This is a genomic window from Prosthecobacter sp. SYSU 5D2 (assembly GCF_039655865.1).
Classification (GTDB): Bacteria; Verrucomicrobiota; Verrucomicrobiia; order Verrucomicrobiales; family Verrucomicrobiaceae; genus Prosthecobacter.
This window is the reverse complement of sequence record NZ_JBBYXL010000006.1, coordinates 322713-344476: the sequence shown is the minus strand read 5'-3', so window position 1 is coordinate 344476 and position 21764 is coordinate 322713. Positions and strand designations below refer to the sequence as shown.

Genomic DNA, 21764 nt, shown 5'->3' with positions numbered 1-21764 from the left:
CATCTTTCTCCCGGATGAAAACTTTTTTTTTCGCCAGTCTCCTTGGTGTGGTTGTCAGTCTTACGAGCTGTGCAGGCTATCGTCTGGGCAGCCAGAAACCTGCACACCTGAGTCACGTCACCAAGCTGGCGGTGCCCACCTTTGAGAATCTGACCCTGGAGCCCCGTCTGGGCTCCTTGGTGACCAATGCCATCATCAAGCAGATTCAAAACAGCGGAGGTTATGAGATTGTCTCGGCTGAGAATGCCGAGGCCATTTTGGAAGGACGGGTGACCAACGTGGAGCGCTCCCAGTTCCGTGCGGATCGTCGCAACGTTTTGCGCACCTCGCAGCTCCTCATGACCTTGCGTGTGGATTACAACATCAAGGATTCCGGACGCAGTGTCATCATCCATCGCGGACGTGCCTCGGCAGATTCCTACACGATTCTGGATACCAACATTCAGAATTCGGAAGCGCAGGCTCTTGAGGACGCTGCCCAGCGTCTGTCTGTAAACGTTGCATCTGATATCACCGAAGGCTGGTGATGGAAGATTTTGCAGATCCGGGTGCCGGGGAAGCTGAACCTTCCTCAGCAGTGGAATTGCCTGAGGAAGAGGAGATCGTGGATCTCCTGCCCAGTTCCCTGCCGCCAGCACTTTACCTGGTTGGCACGCCAATTGGCAATCTCGCCGACATCACCCTGAGGGCCTTGCACCTTCTCAAAACCGTCAGCGCCATTGCCTGTGAGGACACCCGGCACTCTGGCCGGCTGCTTTCCCATCATGGCATCCGTTCCCGGCTCATCAGTCTCAATGAGCACAATGAAGCGCGTCGCATTCCGGAGCTGATTGCCCAGCTCCATCAGGGCAGTAGCATCGCCCTCATCTCAGATGCCGGCATGCCCACGGTCTCAGATCCCGGCCAGCGCCTGGTGCAGGCCGTGGTTGCCGCAGGGCTTCGTGTGGAGGGCATTCCAGGTCCAAGCGCCGTGCTCACCGCCCTGGCGGCATCGGGATTGCCTACCACTCCTTTTTACTTTGGCGGCTTCCTGCCTCACAAAAAAGGCCAGCGAAATACGGAACTGTCCAGCGCCCTGCAGAGAGATTGCACCACGGTGTATTTCGAAAGCCCTTATCGCATCGTCGATACGCTGGCGATGATTGCTGAGCAGTCTCCAGAGCACCGGGTCGTCGTTGCGCGGGAGTTGACGAAGAAGTTTGAGGAATTCCAGCGCGGTCCGGCCCGAAATGTGCTTTCTCACTACCAAACCAAGACACCCAAAGGTGAGATCACCCTGGTCATTGCACCACGTGAGCTGCCCAAATGGATCACTTGGTGACAACCGCCCAACCATGAAAAAATCAGCAAGCCGCCCCCTGAACGCTCCACGAATAATCAAGGGTCCCGCTCTTGTTTGGGTCCTGCTGAAACCGTGTTAGTTTGCCGCCACCGGTGCCTTCGCAGTTTCCCTCCCGTTTGATTATATTTCCCCTTTCAACCAGCCTCAATCTCATGACTCCAGCCCCTTGCGACCTCGGCAATTCCACAGACAGCCTTAAAAACTCCATCATCAACCACCTGCGCTTCACCTTGGGCGCCTATGTGGAGTCCGCCAGCCCCAATGACTGGTGGGTGGCCACCTGTCTGGCTGTGCGTGACCGTGTCATGGAGCACGCCACCAAATCCCGCACGCTCCACCGCCAGTCTGGCGTGCGCCGGGTGCACTACCTGTCCCTGGAGTATCTCATGGGCCGCCTGCTGGAGAACAATCTGCGCAATTCCGGCCTGTATGATGCCACCAAGCAGGCCCTGGCAGACATGGGAAAAGACCTGGACGTGCTGCTGGAGAGCGAGCCTGACATGGGGCTCGGCAATGGTGGTCTGGGCCGTCTTGCCGCCTGTTTCATGGACAGTCTAAGCACGGTGAACCTGCCCGCCATCGGCTACGGCATCCACTATGAGTTCGGGCTTTTCCGGCAGGAGTTCGTCAATGGCAAGCAGGTGGAGCATCCGGATGCATGGATGCGTGATGGCAGCCCCTGGAAAATTGCCCGCCCCAGCTATCGCCAGACCATCCAGCTCTACGGTCGCGTTGTGCAGAAGTTTGACGACCTTGGCCACCCCCGCAGTGAGTGGATCGAGACCAAGAGCCTCCTGGGTCTCCCATGGGACATCCCCATTGTCGGTTATGACAGTCACACCGTCAATGTGCTCCGCCTCTGGCAGGCACAGGCGGATGAAGACTTTAACTTTCAGGTCTTCAATGAAGGCAGTTATGTCGAAGCCCTCCGCGACAAGGCCATCGCTGAAACGGTTTCCAAAGTTCTCTACCCCAACGATTCCACGGAGAACGGCAAAGAGCTCCGCCTTGTTCAGCAGTATTTCTTCGTTGCCTGCTCCCTGGCTGATATCGTCCGTCGTTTCAAAGTTGGTTATACTTTGCCTTGGAGCGAGTTTCCCTCCAAGGCCGCCATCCAGCTCAATGATACCCATCCGGCTGTCGCCATTCCTGAACTAATGCGCATCCTGGTGGACCTGGAGGGACTGCCTTGGGATGAAGCCTGGGCCATCTGCCAGGAAACCTTCTCCTACACCAATCATACGCTTCTTCCTGAAGCCCTGGAAATGTGGTCAGTGGGCCTGTTCGAACGCGTCCTGCCCCGGCATCTTCAGATCATCTACCGCATCAACCACAAGTTCCTCGAAACCGAAGTCGAGAACAAGTGGCCGGGCGATGCGGAGAAAAAACGCACCCTCTCCCTCATCGAAGAGCGCGGTGCCAAATACGTCCGCATGGCCAATCTGTCCGTGCTCGGCAGCCATGCCACCAATGGCGTCGCCGCCCTTCATACAAGGCTGCTTTGCGAGCGTCTGTTTGCTGACTTTTACGCGCTATTCCCGGAGCGCTTTCTCAACCTCACCAACGGCATCACCTTCCGCCGCTGGCTGGACGTTTGCAATCCCCAGCTCTCCGCCCTCATCACCGAGACCATCGGCGAGAAATGGAAAAAAGACGCCATGCTTCTTCGTGAGCTGGACCCCTATGCAGACGATCCGGCCTTCCGCGCCCGCTTTGCCAAGATCAAGCGCGACCACAAGGTCGTCCTGGCCCGGATCATTCAGGAGGATTGCGGGGTCACTGTCAGCCCGGATGCGCTCTTTGATGTGCAGATCAAACGTCTCCACGAGTACAAGCGCCAGCACCTGAACCTGCTGAACATCGTCACCCTGTATCGTGAAATTCTGGAAAATCCTGACGCTGATTTCCATCCACGTGTCTTCATTTTCGGTGCCAAGGCCGCTCCAGGTTATTATCTGGCCAAAAACATCATCCACGCCATCAATGCCGTGGCGGCCAAGGTCAATAATGACCCGCGCGTGGGTGACAAGCTGAAGGTCGTTTTCCTTCCGAACTATCGCGTCTCCCTGGCGGAGAAAATCATCCCCGCCTCCGACCTCTCGGAGCAGATCTCCACCGCCGGCAAGGAAGCCTCCGGTACCGGTAACATGAAGCTGGCCCTCAATGGCTCCCTCACCATCGGCACGCTTGACGGAGCCAATGTCGAAATTGAAGAGGAGGTCGGCTCAGAAAACATCTTCATCTTCGGGCTCACCGTTGAACAAGTCACCGAGCTGCGCACGAAAGGCTACAATCCGTGGGATTATTATTGGGCTAACGAGAAGTTGCGCAATACGATTGACATGCTCAGCAGCGACTACTTCACCGGCAATGCCGAGGAGTTCCAACCTCTGCGCAACAGCCTGCTGGATCATGGTGACCCCTACCTCTGTCTGGCCGACTACCAGATGTATGTGGACGCACAGGCCAAGGTGGATGCCACTTACAAGGACCAGGACAAGTGGGTCAAAATGGCCATCTTGAACACAGCCCGGGTCGGCAAATTCAGCAGCGACCGTACCATCCTCGAATACGCCGATAAAGTCTGGAATCTCCCCCAGGTGGTGATCGAAGGGTAAAATAAAATCACACAGTGAACAGGCCGCACCTTTTGTGCGGCCTGTTCTATTAATGTGTGACCTTAGAGTGCATCCAATGCCGCCCTTCCGCGGCGTTTCGTTTCCGGATCATCCTTTTCCTGGTCAGGCATGGCCAGACCTTTGTTGATTGCCTGGCGGGCCTCTTCAGTTCGTCCCATCTGCGCAAAGGTCCGGCCTAGCTCGATGTGATGGATCAGCCGTCTGGGGTTCAGTGAAAGGGCTTTTTCAAAACACTTTACGGCTTCTTCATTCGAGGCGGCAGGCAGCTCTCCATAGACCAGCCTTGCAATGCCGCGCGTCAGGCTGCCCATGCCGGCCAGTGCCTGGTGCCACCGGCCCAGCAGATGCCAGGCGTAGTCATCCCTGGGGTTCAGCTTCACCGCTTTCTCCGCAGCTTCTTTGATTTTCCTGGAAACTTCAATCTTCTCCTTGTTGCCCAGGAGCGGGGTCATCTTGCCATAGACGATGGCGATGGAGAGATGCGGGTCGCTTGTTGCCGGTGCTGCCTTCACCGCCTTCTCAGCATAGGACAGGGCCATTTTTGCAGAGGCCATTTTGTCCGCACTGGATGAAAGTTCATCCATCCGGAAGACATACTGCCGGGCGATTTTCACCATCAGGGCCGCATCGCCCGGACGTCGTTTTTCCGCAGGCAGGTAGTGTTTCAGCGCCTCATCAGGCTGGAACTTTGCGTCGTAGGTATCCCCCTGGCGGATGAGGTCGTCCACGTTGCCGTAAACATTCAGCGCAAGGAGGAGTGAGCCTAACAAAAGGTATGTTTTCATGGGTCATTCAGGTTTGGCAAACCGGTAGTGGGAGACGATCCATTCTTCGCCGTCGCGGTATCCCCACAGCTCCGCGCAGGCCATATAAAAGATGCGCCAGTAGGCCCACCACTTCACGGCCTGGTCCTTGCCATAGGTGGCAGCAAACAGCTGCATGATCTCCTCCTTGTTGGCATCCATCTTCCCCAGCCAGGCCTCGGAGGTCTTGCTGTAATGCATGCCGCTGACGCACCAGTGCTGCTCGATTTTCAGATGATCCTGGAAATACAGCAGCAGATCATCGGAAGGCATCTGCCCGCCGGTAAAGAAGTATTTGGCCATCCAGTCATCGTCGCTGGTGACCTCATAATGGTAGGCATATTCGCGGTGCGTGAAGATGTGGACAAAGAGTTTGCCGCCAGGTTTCAGCCAGGTGGAAATCCGCCGCAGCAGCTCCTGGTAGTTCTTCATGTGCTCAAACATTTCCACGGACACACAACGGTCGAAGACGCCTTCTCCCACACCCTCAAAGTGGATCATGTTGGCCGTGATGACGGTCAGGTTTTTCAGGCCGCGCTTTTCCGCTTCCGAATCAATGAACTCCTTTTGGGTGCGTGAATTGGAGACGCTGGTGATTTGGGCGCCTGGATAATGCTCCGCCATCCAGAGGGACAGGGAACCCCACCCGCAGCCCAGTTCCAGGATGCGCTGCCCATTGGCCAGCTCAGCCCGCTCACAGGTCATCCTCAGCATGATGGCTTCAGATTCATCAAAGGTGGTTCCTGGCTCCGGCCAGTAGCCGCTGCTGTACTTCAGGTGCCTGCCCAGGCAGAGCTGGTAAAAGCGGGTTGGCACCTCATAGTGCTGCTCATTGGCCTCATCTGTAGCGATGGCCACAGGGCTGTTTTTCAGGCTTTCGATGTGCTTTATCAGCGCGGCCTTTTGCGCTTCCACGGTGGGCTGCTTGTGCTTGCGCAGCGTATTGGCCAGCCGCTGGCGGATGCCGAAGCGGATGGCCGCATCCGGCAGGATGTCTTTGGCGAGGAGATCGTTAAGGTTGAGCATAACAGAAAGTGTACAATTGTGTGTGGCGTCACCGCCTGGATTCAGCGTTTCGGAAACCAGGGGACAAAGGCGCTGGTCGTGCGCTGATACTCCCGGTAAACATCCCCGCGTTTCTCGATGGAAAGCTTCTCGGTCAGCGGAATGCCCGTCACATTCAGCAGGAAATGCAGCATGGCCAGCGGGGCCACGATGGCCGTCCAGCCCCACGGTGCCGGCAGAGCCATCAGAAACAGGCCCCACCAGAGCAAAGACTGGAAAAAGTAATTCGGATGCCGGCTGTAGCGCCACAGTCCTGCCTGGCAGATGGCATTCGGATCTCTGTTGGTCTTTTTGAATTTGGCCAGTTGTGCATCCGCCAGTCCTTCGCCAGTCAGGGCCAGCAACCAAAGAGCAAGTCCGGCATATTCCAAAGGATGAAACTCCATCGCTTCTTGCTGGGCAATGAGATGCACAGGCAGCATCAGCAGCCACACCAGTGCGCCTTGCATCAGGAAGAACCAAAGGAAGGCCCGCTCGCGGTTGACCTTCCATTTTTCTCTCAGCACTGCGTAGCGCACGTCCTCCTTGGGATGATGGCTTGCCACACGTTTCCACAGGTGCAGGCCCAGTCGCAGGCTCCAGGCCGCCACCAACACGCCGATGACCGCCCGTCTTGGCATCCAGCCATCATGGGCCAGCGCATACCATAGAGCCACCGGCGCAAACGCCAGGGACCAGGTCACATCCACAAAGCTGTAATTGTCCAGCCGGATGCTCAGCCGCCAGGTTAGCAGAAACAGAGCCAGTAGAATGAGTGCGGCGACGGTCAGAATCATGGCGTGGAAGGGCGTAACGAAATCCTGGCAGCCAGGTGCTCGATGAGCGGTCGGGTGCTGTAATAAATGACGGCCAGCAGCAGCGGGGCCACAAGGCACCAGACGGCGATGCCATACAGGGCCGTCATTCCATAATCCCTGAAAAACGGCCCAGGCTCGGCAAAGAATCTTTCAATCATGCTGGGGACGTGGATGCTCACATGAGGTGCATTGAACAGCCATTCCCCGGCCCGGTAAAAGCCCAGGATCAGCGCCCATTGCAGAGGATAGGCCAGGGTTTTGAAGGCCTGTAAAATGGGCTGGTTCAGCTTCAGCGGAATACCGGCCAGCAGGGTCAGCAGCGTATTGGATCCAATGATGGGGAAGATGCCCAGCGCAATGCCATAGGCGATGGCCTGTGCGATCTTTGAGGGGCTCGTTCCCTGCGTCAGTTGCTGGATGATGGGATCTATCACCCAACGGCGCCAGAGGCTGGACTTCTTCTCCTTCATGGGTTTCTCCTAAGCAGCACATCTTCAGCCCTGCTATTCAGCGGTACTTTGAAGAGCTGGATCAGCGCATACACCGCCATGGCGATATTCCCCAGCAACAGCACCGCGATGAACCATGCTCCACGGGCAATCCAGGACACCTCTTTATAAACGATCCAGCAATAAAACGTCAGGAAGCCCCAATACGCATCAAACAGCGTTGCGATCCACCAGGGATGGGTCCACGTCTCATACGGTATCTTCCACAAGGGGATCTGCTTGCTGGCCCAGGTGGTGACCGCCAGCATGGAAAGCAGCACGATGATGAAGAAGATGCGCAGGGTAAGAATCATGGTTTTCCACTGTTTTAGGATATCTGTTCATTACCAGGTGCGGTGAAGCAGGACATTGTTAGGCCGGGTATAGACCGCCTGCACCACACTGATGTTTCGGGTGGCAAAGGCCGCTTCACAGTATTGCAGGTAGTAGTTCCACTTGCGAATGAAGGTCTCGTCAAATCCCAGCGCTTTCACCTCATCCAGGCGCTCGTTGAACCGCTCGAACCAAAGACGGAGCGTTTTGGCATAACCGGCTCCAAGGTCCTCCAGGCCGTGGAGAAACAGGTCGCCGGTTTTGTTGATGGCCTCATTCACCCGGGCCATGCTAAGCAGCAGCGAGCCAGGGAAGATGTGTTTCTGGATCCAGTCCACCCCCTGAACAAGGTTTTTGTAGCGGCAGTCGGGAACGGTGATGACCTGAAAGGCCAGCAATCCTTCCGGCTTCAGGAGCTCATGACACTTGGCAAAGTATCCGTTCACATAGGCTTCGCCCACAGCCTCCAGCATTTCAATGGAAGCGATCTTGTCAAACTGCCCGGTCACCAGCCGGTAATCCTGAAGCCGGATTTCCACCAGATGGTCAAGACCTTCCTTCTTCACCCGTTCCGTGGCATATTTGTGCTGTTCTTGGGAGATCGTTACAGCGGTGACCCGGCAGCCATATTCCCGTGCGGCATGGGTGCAAAATCCACCCCACCCGCAGCCAATCTCCAGCACGTGGTCCGTTGCTTTGAGTTCCAGCTTTTGGCAGAGCGCCTCATACTTGGAAAATTGTGCCTCTTCCAAAGGCTGCCCGGGATGCTCAAACCGGGCGGCAGAATACGTCATCGTCCTGTCCAGCCACAGGGAATAAAAGTCATTCCCCAGGTCATAATGTTCGGCGATGTTCCGTCGGCTTGTCTTCAGGCTGTTCGGCCGCAGCAGGTGCAGGGCACGGTTGTAGAACTTGAGCAGGTTCATTCCCCGCAACCGGGTGGAGGAAGCCCGGCTGCCTTGGGTGGCGTGAATGTTCTGGATGAACCAGGTGATCACGCCTGCCACATCTTCCGCATCCCAGTCTCCATGCACGTAGGATTCTCCAAAGCCGATGTTTCCAAACAGCGCGCACTGGCGGAAGAACTCCAGGTTGTGCACCCGCATCTCCAGTGGGGGCATTCCATCAGCATTTCCCAGGCGATGTTCACGCCCGTCCGGCAGGGCCATTCGCAGCCCGCCGACGGGAAAGCTTCTCAGCGTGCTCATCACCAGCTTTTCATAAAAACCTGCCCGCCGGGAGGTGGCGGTTGCGCTGAGTGTGGCGACGACGTCGGTATCTTCGAGGCTGAGCGTAGTGGGGTTCATGGCTTGATGGGAGAGATGGAGCGATGAGGGCGGAAGACCCCTTTTTGCAGGTCCGGATCGGCGGCCTTTTTGTACACGTGCAGGCCTTTCATCCAAAGGCGGAGGGCATGCCAGTGGATGAGAAAGATCACGCGGAGCGTCAGCAGCGGATACTTCAAGGCGCAGACCAGCAAAGCCGCATCAGTCAGTTCACGGCGGCTGCCTGTCAGACTTGTCAGCATCACCCGTTCGTCACCTTCGCGATCATCCACATGAATCTCAAGGTGCTCAGACGGCAGCCGAAGTTTGAAATCGAAATTCAGCTCCAACCCGAAAAAGGGGGAGACATAAAAATGCTTGGGCGTGATCAGGCGGAACCGGTCTCCTTCCTGCGTCTTCAGCACATAAGGCTTCTGCTCATGGAAGGTGTTGGTCACTTCAGCCACCGCGCACACAGGTGCGCCGCTTGCATCATAGCAGTAGTAAAAGCAGACCGGATTGAAGATGTATCCGAGCACGCGTGGAAAGGTCAGCAGCCGCACCATGGCGATGTGTGACGTGTCCACACCTGCCTCATGGATGATCTGCAAGACATTCGCCTTGGTCTCCTGGCTGTCCCGCAGGATGTGATCCGCATCATGGAAGGAGAACAGCGCGCGACGATTGCGCTTAAACAGACGCAGTTTGCCGTCCAGGCCGTCCAGTTCATCCAGGTCCAGCCAGAGATAAAACAACCGATAGATGAAACGGTGCGTCTTCGGCTTCAGCCGGTGGTGCATCACCTCGCATTCATAGATGGCGGATTGCGTATTCACCAAGGCTCCTCCCCCAGCAGATCGCGACACAGGTTGACCGCAGACATGAAGCCGTCTTCATGAAAGCCGTAGCGGAACCAGGCTCCGCAATAATACGTCGTCTGGTCTTTGGAGATCCGGTTCAGCTCAGGCAGCCGCTTTTGAGCTGCCGTGGCCTTCACATCAAACAGAGGATGCTCATACGAAATTCGCCGGATCACTTTGGCGGGATCAATGGCATCCTCTCCGTTGATGCTGACAAAGTAGTTTGTTTTCTCAGAGACCCCTTGCAGCAAATTCATCCAGTAATGAGTGCTCGGCTGGATGATTCCGTTCTTGTCGAATTCGATGTGATAATTCCATGAAGCCCAGCATTTGCGTGTTTTGGGCATGAACCGGTCATCCGTATGCAGCGTCGCCACATTGGCCTGGTATTTGAAAAGCGGCAGCAGCTCCTGCTCCAGCGGCGTTGGATCAGCCAGCATTTTTAAGGAGGTGGGGGCATGGGTGGCCAGGATCACCTTGTCAAAGATTTCCGGCTCACGGCCACGAGCATAAACAACGGCGCAGCCATCCCTGCGCTCGATCCTCTCCACCGGTGTGTTCAGATGAATGCGGTCACGGAAAGGGGCCACGATCTTGCGCACATACTGGCGCGAGCCATCCACTACCGTCCACCAGGGATGCCGGGTCTCCATGCCGAGAAACCCATGGTTGAACCAAAAGTGCATCAATGTGCGCGCAGGGAATTCCAGCATCAGTTCCGGCGGAGTTGACCACACCGCGCTGCCCATGGGAATGATGTAGAGGTCCAGAAAATCCTGCCCGTATCCGCGGGCCTGCGCATACTCACGCAGTGTCATGTGCTCAAAGCGGGGATCGTTCATGGCGGCCACCGTCTCCTCATTGAAACGTTTGATCTTCAGCAGGAACTTCCAAAAGCGCGGGCTCAGCAGGTTGCTGCGCTGTCCGAAAATCGTATCCAGATTTTTGCCATTATATTCATAGCCCGTGGGCAGATGCCGCAGGCTGAATGACATGTCCGTCCGCTTGGTTTCGACGCCCAATTCTTTAAACAGACGGCAGAGCAGGGGATAGGTCTGGTGGTTGAAGACCATGAACCCTGTATCCACGGGAAGTTCCTTGCCGTCTTCCGTCACGGTGACCGTGTTGGTATGGCCTCCTATGTAATCTCCAGCTTCGTACAATGTTATGTCGAATTTTTTGTCTAATAAATACGCGCATCCCAGTCCGGAAATACCGGTTCCGATAATGCATAATTTAAATTTTGGCATGACTGTGGAAAATTTGTCGAAGCTGCTGAGTTCTTCGCCTGCCGCGTCTTTGCGGATTCATCTTGTTTCAGATCTCTGCCATAAAAGTACCTGTACCTGTCATCCGCAGGCGAGACCCGGTCCTCCTCAGCGCGTTGGTTTAATGCAGTCTCCCCACATGAAGCATCTCCTCCCATTCTTCCTTGCTCTCACTGGTTTCATATGGGCAGAGCCCCCTCCGGCAGGCGGCATCAAATCCAAGACCACTTATGCCGCCGCGTATGGACCAACCAATAATGAGGCCATGGTGGATCCCGCCAAGGAACTGCCGCGTTATCCGGCGGTGGAGCCGAAGGATGCCGTCCAGACCTGGCAGGTGAAAAAAGGCTTCAAGCTGGAACTCGTCGCCAATGAGCCTCTTGTGCGTGATCCCATCGCTGTCTGTTTTGACGAGCGAGGTCGCATGTTTGTGTGTGAGATGATTGATTACTCGGAGATGCGCGATGTCACCCCGCATCTGGGCCGCATTTCCATGTTGGAGGACAAGGATGGCGATGGCTTTTTTGAAACCAGCCAGGTTTTTGCCGACAATCTTCCCTGGCCCACCGGTCTCACTTGGGCCAATGGCGGTCTCTATGTCGGTGCCACGCCTGATATCTGGCGCTTTGAGGACAAGGATGATGACGGCAAAGCCGAAGTCCGTGAAAAGATCTATACGGGCTTTGGCACCGGTTTGAAAATGCTCAACGTGCAGGGCCTCATGAACAGCTTCCAATGGGGGCAGGACAACCGCGTGCATATTCTCGCAGGCGGCGGCAACCGGGGGAAGATCAAATGCCTTGTGCGGCCTGATCTGCCTGAGCAGGAGCTGGGCGGCAAGGACTTCTGGTTTGATCCGCTCACTCATGAATTCGGCCTGGAAGGCGGCGGTGCCCAGTATGGCATGAGCTATGACAACTACGGTCGCAAGTTCGGCTGCTCAAACTCCGACCACCTTCAATACTGGGTCTATGATGACAAATATGCCGCCCGCAATCCCTACTACTCCATGCCGTCGGCCCGCAAGAGCATCGCGGTGGATGGCGGCGCGGCGGAAGTCTTCCGCCTCAGTCCGGATGAGCCCTGGCGCATCATCCGCACACGGTGGCGCATCGCCGGCGTTGTGAAGGGAGCTGTGGAAGGCGGCGGCCGCGTCAGCGGTTACTTCACCGGAGCCACCGGCACCACCATCTATCGTGGCGATGCGTACGGCCCTGAGTTTCTGAACAACAGCTTCACCGGCGATGCCGGCGGCCAGCTGGTTCATCGCAAAATCATCCGTTATGCCGAGAACGGCATTGATCTGATCGGAGAGCGTCCATCGGACGAACATGGTATCGAATTTGCCGCCAGTCATGATACCTGGACCCGTGTCGTCAACTTCGCCAATGCCCCCGACGGCCATCTCTACATCTGCGACATGTATCGCGAGATCATCGAGCACCCCTGGTCCGTGCCGGATGAAATCAAAAAACATCTGGACCTGAACAGCGGCAATGACCGTGGCCGCATCTGGCGCATCGTCAAAAACACTGATGACAAACCCGTCGGTTATCGCACCCGTCCAGCGCTGGACAAAGCCTCCACCGAGGAACTCGTCCAGACCCTCGCCCACCCGAATGGCTGGCATCGCGATACCGCCACCCGGCTACTGTATGAAAGGAAACCCATGGCTTCCATGCTGCCTCTTCAGGCGATGATGGAAGGTGACACGGATCCCGTGGCCAAGCTACATGTCCTGCAGGCCCTTCAGTCGATTGGCCAGCTTAATGAAGCCGTGCTTCTTACAGCGCTTAAAGACAAGGACACGTTCGTGAAAGAGCGAGCACTAGCACTGTTGGACACAGTTTACCCGGATGTGCAATACCCCGCTGAGGTGATCAAGGTGATCACCGATCGTTCATTCAAATCTTCTTCGCCGAGGCTCGCTTATCAACTGGCACTCACCTTGGCAGGTCTGCCATCGGGTCATAAAGCCGTGAGTTCCCTGCGGCGGTCTTCCCGAGAAGTAAGGATGGTTGAAGCGATTGCCAGCGGTCGGCCTGAACACGCCTTTAGACTGCAAAAGGAAATGGAGCAAAACCCACAAAAAGTAGGCGATCCCCATGAACTCCAGCTCGCTTTGATCAACATCATCGGCGCACGCAATGAAAGCGCAGAAATTCAGGAGCTTCTTCAATTGTGGACGCTTGAACACCGTCAGCTTCAGTCAGACAAACTCGCCGCTCTGGGCACTGGTCTCCGCCGTGCGGGTACCACTCTGGCAAAGGTGGACAAGGAAGGAAAACTCAATGCAGTTTTTACCCAAGCCTCCTTGACCGCTCAAGACAGCATCGCCGATGAACGAGCCAGGCTTGAAGCGCTCAGCCTGCTTTCCCTGGCCACCAAAGACCAGGCCCTGGCGGCGGTGGAAGCCTGTTTGAAACCCGACCAGTCCGAAGCCATTCAGGCTGCCGCCGTGAAGTCATTGAAGGACCTGGGGACAAAGGATCTCGCCAAGACCTGCCTCACGGTCTGGCCCGGCCTGAAGCCCAAGGCCCGTGAAACCGCGCTGGCCGCCCTGATGGCACGCGATGACAGCGTGCTTGCTCTTCTGGAATCCATGGGGGCGGATACGCCCGTCCTGAAACCGGCAGATCTGAGTGCCTCCCAGGTCCAGGCTTTGGCCAAGCATAAAAACGACAAGGTGGCCGCCTTGGCCAAGACTGTCCTCGCCTCCGTCATCCCGCCGTCTCGCGAGGAAGTGGTGAAGAAATTCCAGCCCGCCCTCAGCCTGAAAGGCGATGCTGCCGCAGGCAATCTGGTCTTCATGGCGCGTTGTTTTGCCTGCCATGTCGCCAACGGGCAGGGGATCGAAGTCGGTCCGAACATGACCACCGTCAAAACCCGGGGCAAAGACGGCCTCCTCACTGCCATTCTGGAGCCGCACAAGGAAGTGGCCTCGCAATACATCGCCTACACGGTCAATACCAAGGACGGCCAGACTCTCAGCGGAATCATTGCCAAGGACGATGCCAGCAGCATGACCCTCAAAATGATGGGCGGGGCCGAGGTCACCGTGCAGCGCTCCAACATCCAGGGCAGCAATTCCATTGGCCAGAGCCTCATGCCAGAGGGGCTGGAGCAGGGGATGAGCGTCCAGGAGATGGCGGATCTGATCAGCTTCATCGAAGCTGCAAACTAGGCTGTGCATCGCGATCTGCGGCATAACACATTTGATCTCGCTTCAGCCCCCGCCATCATGGGGGCATGAACCTGCCCATCCGTCCACGTCGCAACCGCCAGTCTCCCGCCATCCGCGATCTGGTGCGGGAGACGGTGCTCACTCCTGGCAATCTCATCTACCCGCTGTTCATTCAGGAAGGGGATGAAAACACTCCCATCGCTGCGATGCCAGGATGCCAGCGCTGGTGCCTGGCGGATCTGGTGAAGGAAGCAGGTGAGGCCCACGCCCTGGGCATTCCCGGCGTGGTTCTTTTCCCCCGTATCCCTGATGATCTCAAGACGCCAAGCGCTGAAGAATGTTATAACGACGACGGCCTTGTACCGCGTGCCATCCGTGCCCTCAAAGCCGCTCATCCGACACTGATGGTCATCACAGATGTGGCCTTGGATCCTTACAACAGCGACGGCCACGACGGCCTTGTCGCGGCGGATGGCCAAATCCTCAATGATGAAACAGTGGACGTGCTCTGCCAGCAGGCCCGCTGTCATGCCCGGGCCGGGGCGGACATCGTGGCACCAAGTGACATGATGGACGGTCGCGTGGCTGCCCTGCGGGCTGCATTGGACTACGACGGCTTTACGCAGGTCTCCATCATGAGCTACACGGCCAAATATGCCAGCGCCTACTATGGCCCTTTCCGCGGTGCGCTGGATTCCGCCCCCAAGTCCGGGGATAAAAAGACCTATCAAATGGACCCTGCGAATACCATCGAAGCTCTTCGCGAAGCCGCCCTGGATGAGTCTGAAGGGGCGGATATCCTCATGGTCAAACCTGCCGGTCCTTATCTGGACATCATCACCCGTATCCGCGATGCCAGCACCCTGCCTATCGCTGCGTATCAGGTCAGCGGGGAGTATCTCATGATCAAAGCCGGTGCTGCCGCCGGGTGGCTGGATGAGGACAAAGTGGCCATGGAATCCCTCCTCGGCATCCGTCGTGCCGGGGCCAATATGATCCTCACGTATTTTGCCAAAAAAGTCGCTTCCGTTCTCTGATCCCATGTCCACCTCCGCCCGCCTCATCCAGGCCGCCCGCACCCTGAGTGACGGTCTGCACTCACTGACCTTTGCCCCGCCGACAGCGTATGTTTATTGCCCGCTCGATTACGCACGGGTGCCGCATGAGCTTTACCTCAGCCGCTATGGCGAAGGTCAAAAGAAGGTCGTTTTTGTCGGCATGAACCCAGGTCCTTTTGGCATGACGCAAACCGGTGTTCCCTTTGGCGAGATCGCCTCCGTGCGCGACTGGATGAAGATTGAAACGCCCGTCGGCCATCCTGAAAAGGAGCATCCCAAGCGTCGCGTAACAGGCTTTGCCTGCAAAAACTCCGAGGTCAGCGGCCGCCGCCTCTGGGGGCTCTTTGCCCAGCGGTTTGGCACGGCTGAAAATTTCTTCAAAGACCACTTTGTGGCCAATTACTGCCCCCTTGTTTTTATGGAGGAAGGTGGTCGCAACCGCACGCCGGACAAACTTCCGGCCAACGAGACCGAAGCCATGGAAAAGCTCTGCGATGCCCATCTCTGCGAGGTCCTCTCCACATTGGATCCGGAGTGGGTCATCGGTGTCGGAGCCTTTGCAGAAGTGCGTGCCCAGCGTGCCAAGGACAGCCTCGGCGGTCATTTTAACGTGGGCCGCATCCTTCACCCCAGCCCTGCCAGCCCGCTGGCCAACCGGGACTGGCCCGGTGAGGCGACACGTCAAATGGTGAAGCAGGGCGTCTGGGCGGCCTGAGCCGCGCTCGGATTCAGGCCAAAGGAGTGAGCTGAAGATTCGTCGCAGTCGGCGGATCTTGCAGATCCTCCAGTGTCAGCTTCCTGACCTTTCCCGCCTGGTTTGTTTGCACAATCTGACCCGTTGTCACGTCCAGGCAGGTTAGCCAGCCTTCTCCGCAGGCCCAGGTGTCAATGCAGATCGCGTGGGGGCGGAGCGCTGGTATGCCGCTCTTTTGAGCCGTGTGGCCGCACACCATCGTCTTGCCGGACACATGCGGATAGCTGTCATCAAACCGGGTCCAGAACAGCCAGTCATCGCTCTGCTCACTCAGCGGAAAGACCGAGTTGGCATTCGCATGCACAAAAAAATGATGCTCACTTTCCCAATGCCGGAGGCAACGCTGGCTGAGAAATTCCAGATGCTCCGGTGGCACGTGCTGCCAGGACATCGGCGTGCCCTCGGGCACATAGGAAAGCATCGTCTCCCTGCCTCCCACCCGCAGCCAGGATTCCACATCCACCTGTTCCGCCATCGCATCCAAAAACAGCACTTCATGATTTCCCGTCAGCGGTTTAAGCTGCGTCGTCTTTTCCAGCCCCAGCATGATTTCGATGACGCCTTTGGAGTCAGGACCACGATCCACATAATCACCCAGGGGGACCACAATGTCATCACTCCCTGGCTGCACCACGTCCAGCAGTGTGCGGAGAGCGATTGAACAGCCGTGGATGTCTCCGATAGCCAGGATTCGCATCAGTTCACCTTTGCGCGTTCCGGTGCATGCGTAAACATTATTTTACGGGCAAACGAGACTTGGGGGCCAGCGTCTGCTCTTCGTTCATTTTCGCGAATTCCTCCGGCATCAGCAGCTCGGTATCGCTTCCCAGGCTTAGCGGACCCAAAAAATGCTGTTCCGTCAGTTCGGCAGATTCCGCCAGCCAGGCATAAGCCTTGTGATACAAATGGAGGAAGCGGTCCACAAAAGGAGCAATCACATCCGAGGCATCAGAAGCCATTTTGGCGGACATGGCTTTTGTGTCCGCTGCCGCTCCGGGGTTCATGGAGATGTTCACAGGCTCCGGCAGTTTCCCTTGCAGCAGGTGTTCATTTAGCGGTATCCGGCGTTTGGATTGCGTAAAGGGATACATGGCTCCGTCCAATGTGGACAGGATCTGCTTGAGCAGGTTCGTCATCTTGGGGACCACGGTTTGCAGGGCATTGAAAGAGCTGGCTGTGTCATCCTGGCTGGCGAACCTGGCTCCCAGTGTTTGAAAGGCAAAAAACGTCGTCAGCAGCTCGCGGAAGCTGGGCAGTGCGCCAGCCATGGCCTCATAAATGGAAACCCAGGCTGGCAGATCCTGGCGGCGATCCAGAAGCACATCATTGAGCTGTTCTTTTTCCACCCACCAAAGGAGGCCCAGGGCTGCGGCGAAGCGGCTCTCCAGCTTGGCTTCGTAAGCTGCCAGGGCCGTCTCCATGTGTTCCATCAGCATTCTTTGCCGCGCTGCCTCACTGCGAAGGGACTGCGGAGTGGTGTCATCTGTGCCAAACTGGATGCGGGAAATGGTGTAACCTGCCAGGCTCATCAGGGCCGCGGATTCCAGATCCCGACGCCTTTGCCAGGCCAGGTTCCATTCGTGCAGCGCCAGCTTGAGCCGCCCTCCCCATTCGCGGATCTCAGTACGCACTCGCAGGATCTCATCCTGGAGTTGCAGCCTGCCCGGGGAAACCAGGGGGGTGTTTCCCAGCCCGCACATGGCCCGTTCAGGATGGGCCAGCCCGCCAAAATAGCGCCGGATGATCACCAGTGATTCATCCTCCCGCCGGTTTTGATGGATGACCTCCTCGTCCGCGACCAGGCGGGTTTCATGCAGACCGATGCCCAGTTCGTGCTGATAATAAAAACAGGTCACCTGGCGCGACAGATCCACAAAACTGCGGATCAGGGCTGCAGCGGGGGCATCAGCCGTCAGGTCCTGCACAATCACCGAAGCCGGTCCCTCATGTGGTCGGGCAGAGGAGTGTGGAGCTGTGCCGGATTTTCGTTCTTCCCGGGCCACATGACGTGCCAGCAAAAGAGAGAGATTTTCTGGCAGACGATGCTGGGTCATTCCCCGTTTGATTTCCGTTTTTGAGGCGTCCCAGGCTCCCTGGAGCATCGCCAGCTTTTGCTCCAGCCGTTTCCACTCGTCTTTACCAATGACATTCATGGCCGCGCGGTCGGCTCCTTGACCCAGCCGCACCAGTGCCGCCACGCTGATCAGCTTGGCAGCGATGACAAACAGTCCAAACGGCAGCTTGGCCAGCCCCATCCAGAGCCATGTGATCACTCTGACCGCACGCTGGCCGCCTGTTTCTTTCCTCCGGCGGGTGCACAGCTCCATTTCCCATGGATCCCTTTCATGCAGCGCCCGGTAGAACCAAGTGTTCAGCTCCCGCACCAGGTGGGAAAAGGTGGTTCCCAGGCCGCCTGCATTCATCGCCAGCTCCCGTACCAGCATCCCGGCCAGTTCACGGGCATTGGCCACAGCGACAATCGGCAGCCCGATGTGCAAGATCAGCTCTCCGCCTGCCACACCCAGCACCCCGTCTTTGACTGAAGAACGGATGCCTGTGGTGGTGTCCAGCCAGATTTCCTGTGGCGGGTCCAGCCGCAGATGCCAGCAGATCTCATCCACCATCTCAAACAGCCGGGGCTGGCTCGACGGGGTGATTTGCAGGGCCACATGAATGGATCGTGGCCTGGGCATCAGCGGCCTGAGCATGAAGGTCCAGGTCACCGCTCCGGCGCTGATATAACCGAGCGGAAGAATATCCTGCCAATGCCATTTTTCCGCCAGTGCCAGGGACGTCACCCATTCGAACCCCAGCCACCCCACATAAAAACCCATGAGCACCACCACAAACACATAAAAAAGCGGCAGCATCAGCGTCAGACTGCTCGTCGTCAGCAGCAGCAGAAAATGAATGGGCCCGCGCCAGGGTGTCAGGCGCACACGCTTTTTGGGCTTGGCAGCGGGTGATTCGGGAGGAGCCATTCGATGTTGAGATCATGAAAATAGCATGAAATTATGGAAATTAAATAAACTTGAGGTGAAAAATTTAAACTTGTTTATTGGGAAGTCCCAACGTCCCCTGCAAATCTCCAGGGATTGCCCCTTTTCTATTGGGCCCGCCCTTCCTATGAATCCCGGTTCATGAAAAAAACTGCTGTCCTTGCCGCCATCCTGAAAACCCTGGAAGAGGAACTGAAGATGCTGACACGCGGTGCCCGTGCCTCTTATGCTGCGGCGACAGATCCCGACAGCAAGGCGGAAAATAAGTATGACACCCGCACTCTGGAGGCCTCTTATGTGGCCAGGGGCCAGGCGCAGCGTGTGGCGGAGGTGCAGCAGGCCGTCCACCTTTATCAAAATTTGGCCCAGGACCCGAAAGCCCAGGATGAAGTGAGGCCCGGCTCCCTGGTGACTCTCAACGGTGAGAACCATTACTTTGTCGGGCCCGCTGCCGGTGGCACCGAGATCGTTGTGGATGGGCAGGAAATTCTCGTCATCACCCCCGCTTCACCTTTGGGTGCAAAGCTGATGGGCAAAAAGGTTGGCGAGACGGCCGGGCTTGGCCAGAGCCGCACTTTTCGTATCACGGCAATTGCTTGAACAAACCCGTTTCATGCAGGCAAGTGCGGGATTGATCATTTATAAAGCCTGCCTCATTTTCCTGCCCGGATGCCCGCCCGTGTCGTCACTTTCACCGTCATTCTTTTCCTGCACGCTCCCCTGGTCGTGCTGATGGTGAATTCATTCAATGATTCCAGGTTCGGCGGCGAATGGGAGGGCTTCACCTGGAAATGGTACCAGCGTCTTTGGGACGCGGACGAGGTCTGGGACTCTCTCTTCCTCACCTTAAAAATTGCCTGTCTTGCCAGTCTCGCGGCCATGGTCCTGGGCACGATGGCCGCCTGGGTACTGCATCAGTTCCGCTCCCGCTTGCAATCGGTGCATCACAGCCTCGTCACCCTGCCGCTGGCGCTGCCGGACCTCCTGATGGGCATGTCCCTGCTGGCCTTGTTTGTAGCCTTGGGAGTGGAGACCGGTTTTTTGACCATCTGGATCGCCCATGTGACTTTCTGCGTCAGTTACGTGACCCTGGTCGTCATGGGGCGGTTGCAAGACTTTGACATGACGCTTCTGGATGCAGCACGGGACCTGGGGGCCACGCGCTTGCAGACACTGCGGCGGGTGCTGCTTCCCATGCTACTCCCAGGCATCCTGGCCGGGGGCCTGCTGGCCTTCACGCTTTCCATGGATGATTACGTCATCACCTTTTTTGTCTCAGGCCCAGGAAACACGACGCTGCCCCTGCGGGTGGCCAGCATGATGAAAACCAGCCGAAACCTGCCTGTGATCAATGCCCTGAGCACTCTGATGATCCTGGCCACTTTTTTCCTGGCGGCTTTAAGCTTCAGATTGCAGCGCCGGTAGCAGTCGTGGCGGTGCGCCTGCAGCCATCTTCCAAACTTTTCGCGTGCCCTGAGGCCGGGTCGTGTTTATGCATGTGCCACTTATGAAGCATTACATCTGGGACTCGTATTTTGTGGAACTCTTCGACGCCTGCGTGGACGAATACGATGAGGGCAACAAGGACTTCGAAAGCTGGTTCAGCGACGAGGACCAGGATTTCCTCAAGGCCATCGGCTGCCGGGAAAGGGAGTTTTTCGACTTCGTTGAAGATAACGTCAGCTCCGGTGGCGAGGATCCCACTGCAATCACCGCGCTGCTCATCGCCGCCGTGCGCCGGGATTATTTCCTGACCATTCAAAAAGGCGTGCCAAGCACAAAGGTCATCGTCCCTTCGGAGCTTCCGGCAAAAACGGCGGACATGGATGGCTATGTCTGGCTGCCACGCATCATCGCCAAGGCTCGTGCCAAACTGAAGGGGGAAATGGACCCGGACACCATGTTCTGCTGCGGCGGAGACCGGGCTTTTTTATCCAAACATGACATCCATCCGGCCGATTTCCTGCGCGTGGTCTGGGCGGCGGATGGCGATGACCAAAAAATCCTCGACTACGTCAAATCCCGCAAGGCCTGATCCTGGCCGGCGCATGACCAGCCATGGAACTGTTTCGTGAACAACTGCTGTTGCTCATCACCGTGCCGGTGATCCTGGGGGCCATTCTCCTGGAGATCATCGTCACCCATTTCCATGGTATCCGGGCTTACACCCGGCGGGAGACGCTGACCAATTTTTACATGGCCGCCCTGAACGGCAGCCTGGATCTCCTGCTGCGGGCCGTTTTGGTGCTGCCGCTGCTGCTCTGGTTTTGGAACCGGCGGGTGATGGACCTGGAGCAGGGCTGGCTGTATTGGGCGGCCCTGTTCCTGCTGCAGGACCTGGCCTATTACGTTTTGCATTTCGTGGATCATCACTGCCGCCTGTTTTGGGCGGTGCATGTGACGCATCATTCGTCGGAAGAGTTTAATCTGACCACAGGATTCCGGTCCTCTGTTTTTCAGCCAGTTTATCGCACCCTCTACTTTCTCCCCATCGCCTGGTTGGGGTTTGAGCCGTTAGACATCCTTTTCATGTATGCTGCCACGCAGATCTACGGCAGCCTCATTCACACGGAGCGTATCCGCTCCATGGGCTGGCTGGAGCATGTGCTGGTCACACCCAGCCATCACCGGGTGCATCATGCCTCCAATGGCCGTTATCTGGACAAAAACATGGGCATGTGCCTCATTCTGTGGGACAAGCTTTTCGGCACCTTTCAGGCCGAGCTTCCGGAAGAACCCGTGCGCTACGGTCTAACCAAAAGGATCGAAGATCGCGGGCCGGTGAACATCGTTCTGCATGAATGGCGGGACATGTGGGCGGATGTGCGGCGCAGTTCTTTGCCCTGGCGAAAGCGCCTGGGTTATGTCTTGCGCGGCCCTGGCTGGAAAGCCGGCGAGGAGTAGGCCCG

20 protein-coding genes are annotated in these 21764 nt (G+C 57.1%); 10 read left to right on the top strand and 10 right to left on the bottom strand.

Going from position 1 to position 21764, the window contains the following annotated elements; genetic code table 11:
• The first annotated feature begins 14 nt into the window (after nt 1-14).
• The 3 genes from lptE (at nt 15) to WJU23_RS12440 (ending at nt 3960) form a co-directional block, all read left to right on the top strand.
• The gene (lptE, locus tag WJU23_RS12450; RefSeq protein ID WP_346332901.1) at nt 15-527 is read left to right on the top strand and encodes an LPS assembly lipoprotein LptE; all 513 of its coding nucleotides are present in this window, start codon (nt 15-17) and stop codon (nt 525-527) included.
• Nucleotides 527-1321, top strand: a complete 795-nt coding sequence (gene rsmI, locus WJU23_RS12445) for a 16S rRNA (cytidine(1402)-2'-O)-methyltransferase (RefSeq protein WP_346332900.1) — start codon at nt 527-529, stop codon at nt 1319-1321. The genes lptE and rsmI overlap by 1 nt, the downstream gene beginning before the upstream one ends.
• Nucleotides 1322-1494: 173 nt before the next feature.
• Nucleotides 1495-3960 carry a glycogen/starch/alpha-glucan phosphorylase gene (locus tag WJU23_RS12440; RefSeq protein WP_346332899.1) on the top strand — a complete coding sequence of 822 codons (2466 nt, stop codon included), beginning with the start codon at nt 1495-1497 and terminating at the stop codon, nt 3958-3960.
• A 62-nt stretch (nt 3961-4022) separates the two neighbouring features.
• On the opposite strand, the gene WJU23_RS12435 is transcribed toward WJU23_RS12440, so the two are convergent.
• From WJU23_RS12435 to WJU23_RS12400, 8 genes are read right to left on the bottom strand one after another with little or no spacing between them, the layout of a single operon-like run.
• Nucleotides 4023-4766, bottom strand: coding sequence for a hypothetical protein (locus WJU23_RS12435; protein WP_346332898.1), 744 nt, complete (start codon nt 4764-4766; stop codon nt 4023-4025).
• Nucleotides 4767-4769: 3 nt separating this feature from the next.
• On the bottom strand, nt 4770-5810 hold the full coding sequence (locus tag WJU23_RS12430) for a cyclopropane-fatty-acyl-phospholipid synthase family protein (RefSeq protein WP_346332897.1): 1041 nt from the start codon (nt 5808-5810) through the stop codon (nt 4770-4772).
• A gap of 41 nt (nt 5811-5851) precedes the next feature.
• Nucleotides 5852-6625: a DUF1295 domain-containing protein gene (locus WJU23_RS12425; protein WP_346332896.1), complete on the bottom strand. Its 774-nt coding sequence runs from the start codon at nt 6623-6625 to the stop codon at nt 5852-5854.
• A complete protein-coding gene (locus WJU23_RS12420; RefSeq protein WP_346332895.1) occupies nt 6622-7116 on the bottom strand; it encodes a DUF2062 domain-containing protein in 495 nt (164 codons plus the stop codon). The genes WJU23_RS12425 and WJU23_RS12420 overlap by 4 nt, the downstream gene beginning before the upstream one ends.
• On the bottom strand, nt 7113-7448 hold the full coding sequence (locus tag WJU23_RS12415) for a DUF1475 family protein (protein ID WP_346332894.1): 336 nt from the start codon (nt 7446-7448) through the stop codon (nt 7113-7115). Before WJU23_RS12415 ends, WJU23_RS12420 begins: the two co-directional genes overlap by 4 nt.
• Nucleotides 7449-7478: 30 nt before the next feature.
• On the bottom strand, nt 7479-8774 hold the full coding sequence (locus WJU23_RS12410) for a cyclopropane-fatty-acyl-phospholipid synthase family protein (RefSeq protein WP_346332893.1): 1296 nt from the start codon (nt 8772-8774) through the stop codon (nt 7479-7481).
• A complete protein-coding gene (locus tag WJU23_RS12405; protein ID WP_346332892.1) occupies nt 8771-9568 on the bottom strand; it encodes a DUF1365 domain-containing protein in 798 nt (265 codons plus the stop codon). Before WJU23_RS12405 ends, WJU23_RS12410 begins: the two co-directional genes overlap by 4 nt.
• Nucleotides 9565-10842, bottom strand: a complete 1278-nt coding sequence (locus WJU23_RS12400) for an FAD-dependent oxidoreductase (protein WP_346332891.1) — start codon at nt 10840-10842, stop codon at nt 9565-9567. The genes WJU23_RS12405 and WJU23_RS12400 overlap by 4 nt, the downstream gene beginning before the upstream one ends.
• Nucleotides 10843-10999: 157 nt before the next feature.
• On the opposite strand from WJU23_RS12400, the gene WJU23_RS12395 reads away from it, so the two are divergent.
• The 3 genes from WJU23_RS12395 (at nt 11000) to WJU23_RS12385 (ending at nt 15817) form a co-directional block, all read left to right on the top strand.
• Nucleotides 11000-14044 carry a PVC-type heme-binding CxxCH protein gene (locus WJU23_RS12395; protein WP_346332890.1) on the top strand — a complete coding sequence of 1015 codons (3045 nt, stop codon included), beginning with the start codon at nt 11000-11002 and terminating at the stop codon, nt 14042-14044.
• Between the two features lie 65 nt (nt 14045-14109).
• A complete protein-coding gene (hemB, locus tag WJU23_RS12390; protein ID WP_346332889.1) occupies nt 14110-15081 on the top strand; it encodes a porphobilinogen synthase in 972 nt (323 codons plus the stop codon).
• Nucleotides 15082-15085: 4 nt separating this feature from the next.
• Nucleotides 15086-15817 carry a uracil-DNA glycosylase family protein gene (locus WJU23_RS12385; protein ID WP_346332888.1) on the top strand — a complete coding sequence of 244 codons (732 nt, stop codon included), beginning with the start codon at nt 15086-15088 and terminating at the stop codon, nt 15815-15817.
• A gap of 13 nt (nt 15818-15830) precedes the next feature.
• Here the strand turns inward: WJU23_RS12385 and WJU23_RS12380 are convergent, their stop codons facing one another.
• Together WJU23_RS12380 and WJU23_RS12375 are read right to left on the bottom strand one after the other, a co-directional pair.
• Nucleotides 15831-16553: a metallophosphoesterase gene (locus tag WJU23_RS12380; protein WP_346332887.1), complete on the bottom strand. Its 723-nt coding sequence runs from the start codon at nt 16551-16553 to the stop codon at nt 15831-15833.
• A gap of 37 nt (nt 16554-16590) precedes the next feature.
• Entirely contained in the window at nt 16591-18837 is a 2247-nt protein-coding gene (locus tag WJU23_RS12375) for a hypothetical protein (protein ID WP_346332886.1), read from the bottom strand.
• A 159-nt stretch (nt 18838-18996) separates the two neighbouring features.
• Here WJU23_RS12375 and WJU23_RS12370 point away from each other — a divergent pair, with 159 nt between their 5' ends.
• The 4 genes from WJU23_RS12370 (at nt 18997) to WJU23_RS12355 (ending at nt 21759) form a co-directional block, all read left to right on the top strand.
• Nucleotides 18997-19455 carry a transcription elongation factor GreAB gene (locus tag WJU23_RS12370; protein ID WP_346332885.1) on the top strand — a complete coding sequence of 153 codons (459 nt, stop codon included), beginning with the start codon at nt 18997-18999 and terminating at the stop codon, nt 19453-19455.
• A 69-nt stretch (nt 19456-19524) separates the two neighbouring features.
• Nucleotides 19525-20280, top strand: coding sequence for an ABC transporter permease (locus WJU23_RS12365; RefSeq protein ID WP_346332884.1), 756 nt, complete (start codon nt 19525-19527; stop codon nt 20278-20280).
• 82 nt (nt 20281-20362) lie between these two features.
• Nucleotides 20363-20890, top strand: coding sequence for a DUF5069 domain-containing protein (locus WJU23_RS12360; RefSeq protein ID WP_346332883.1), 528 nt, complete (start codon nt 20363-20365; stop codon nt 20888-20890).
• A 23-nt stretch (nt 20891-20913) separates the two neighbouring features.
• Entirely contained in the window at nt 20914-21759 is an 846-nt protein-coding gene (locus WJU23_RS12355; RefSeq protein WP_346332882.1) for a sterol desaturase family protein, read from the top strand.
• Nucleotides 21760-21764: the final 5 nt, after the last annotated feature.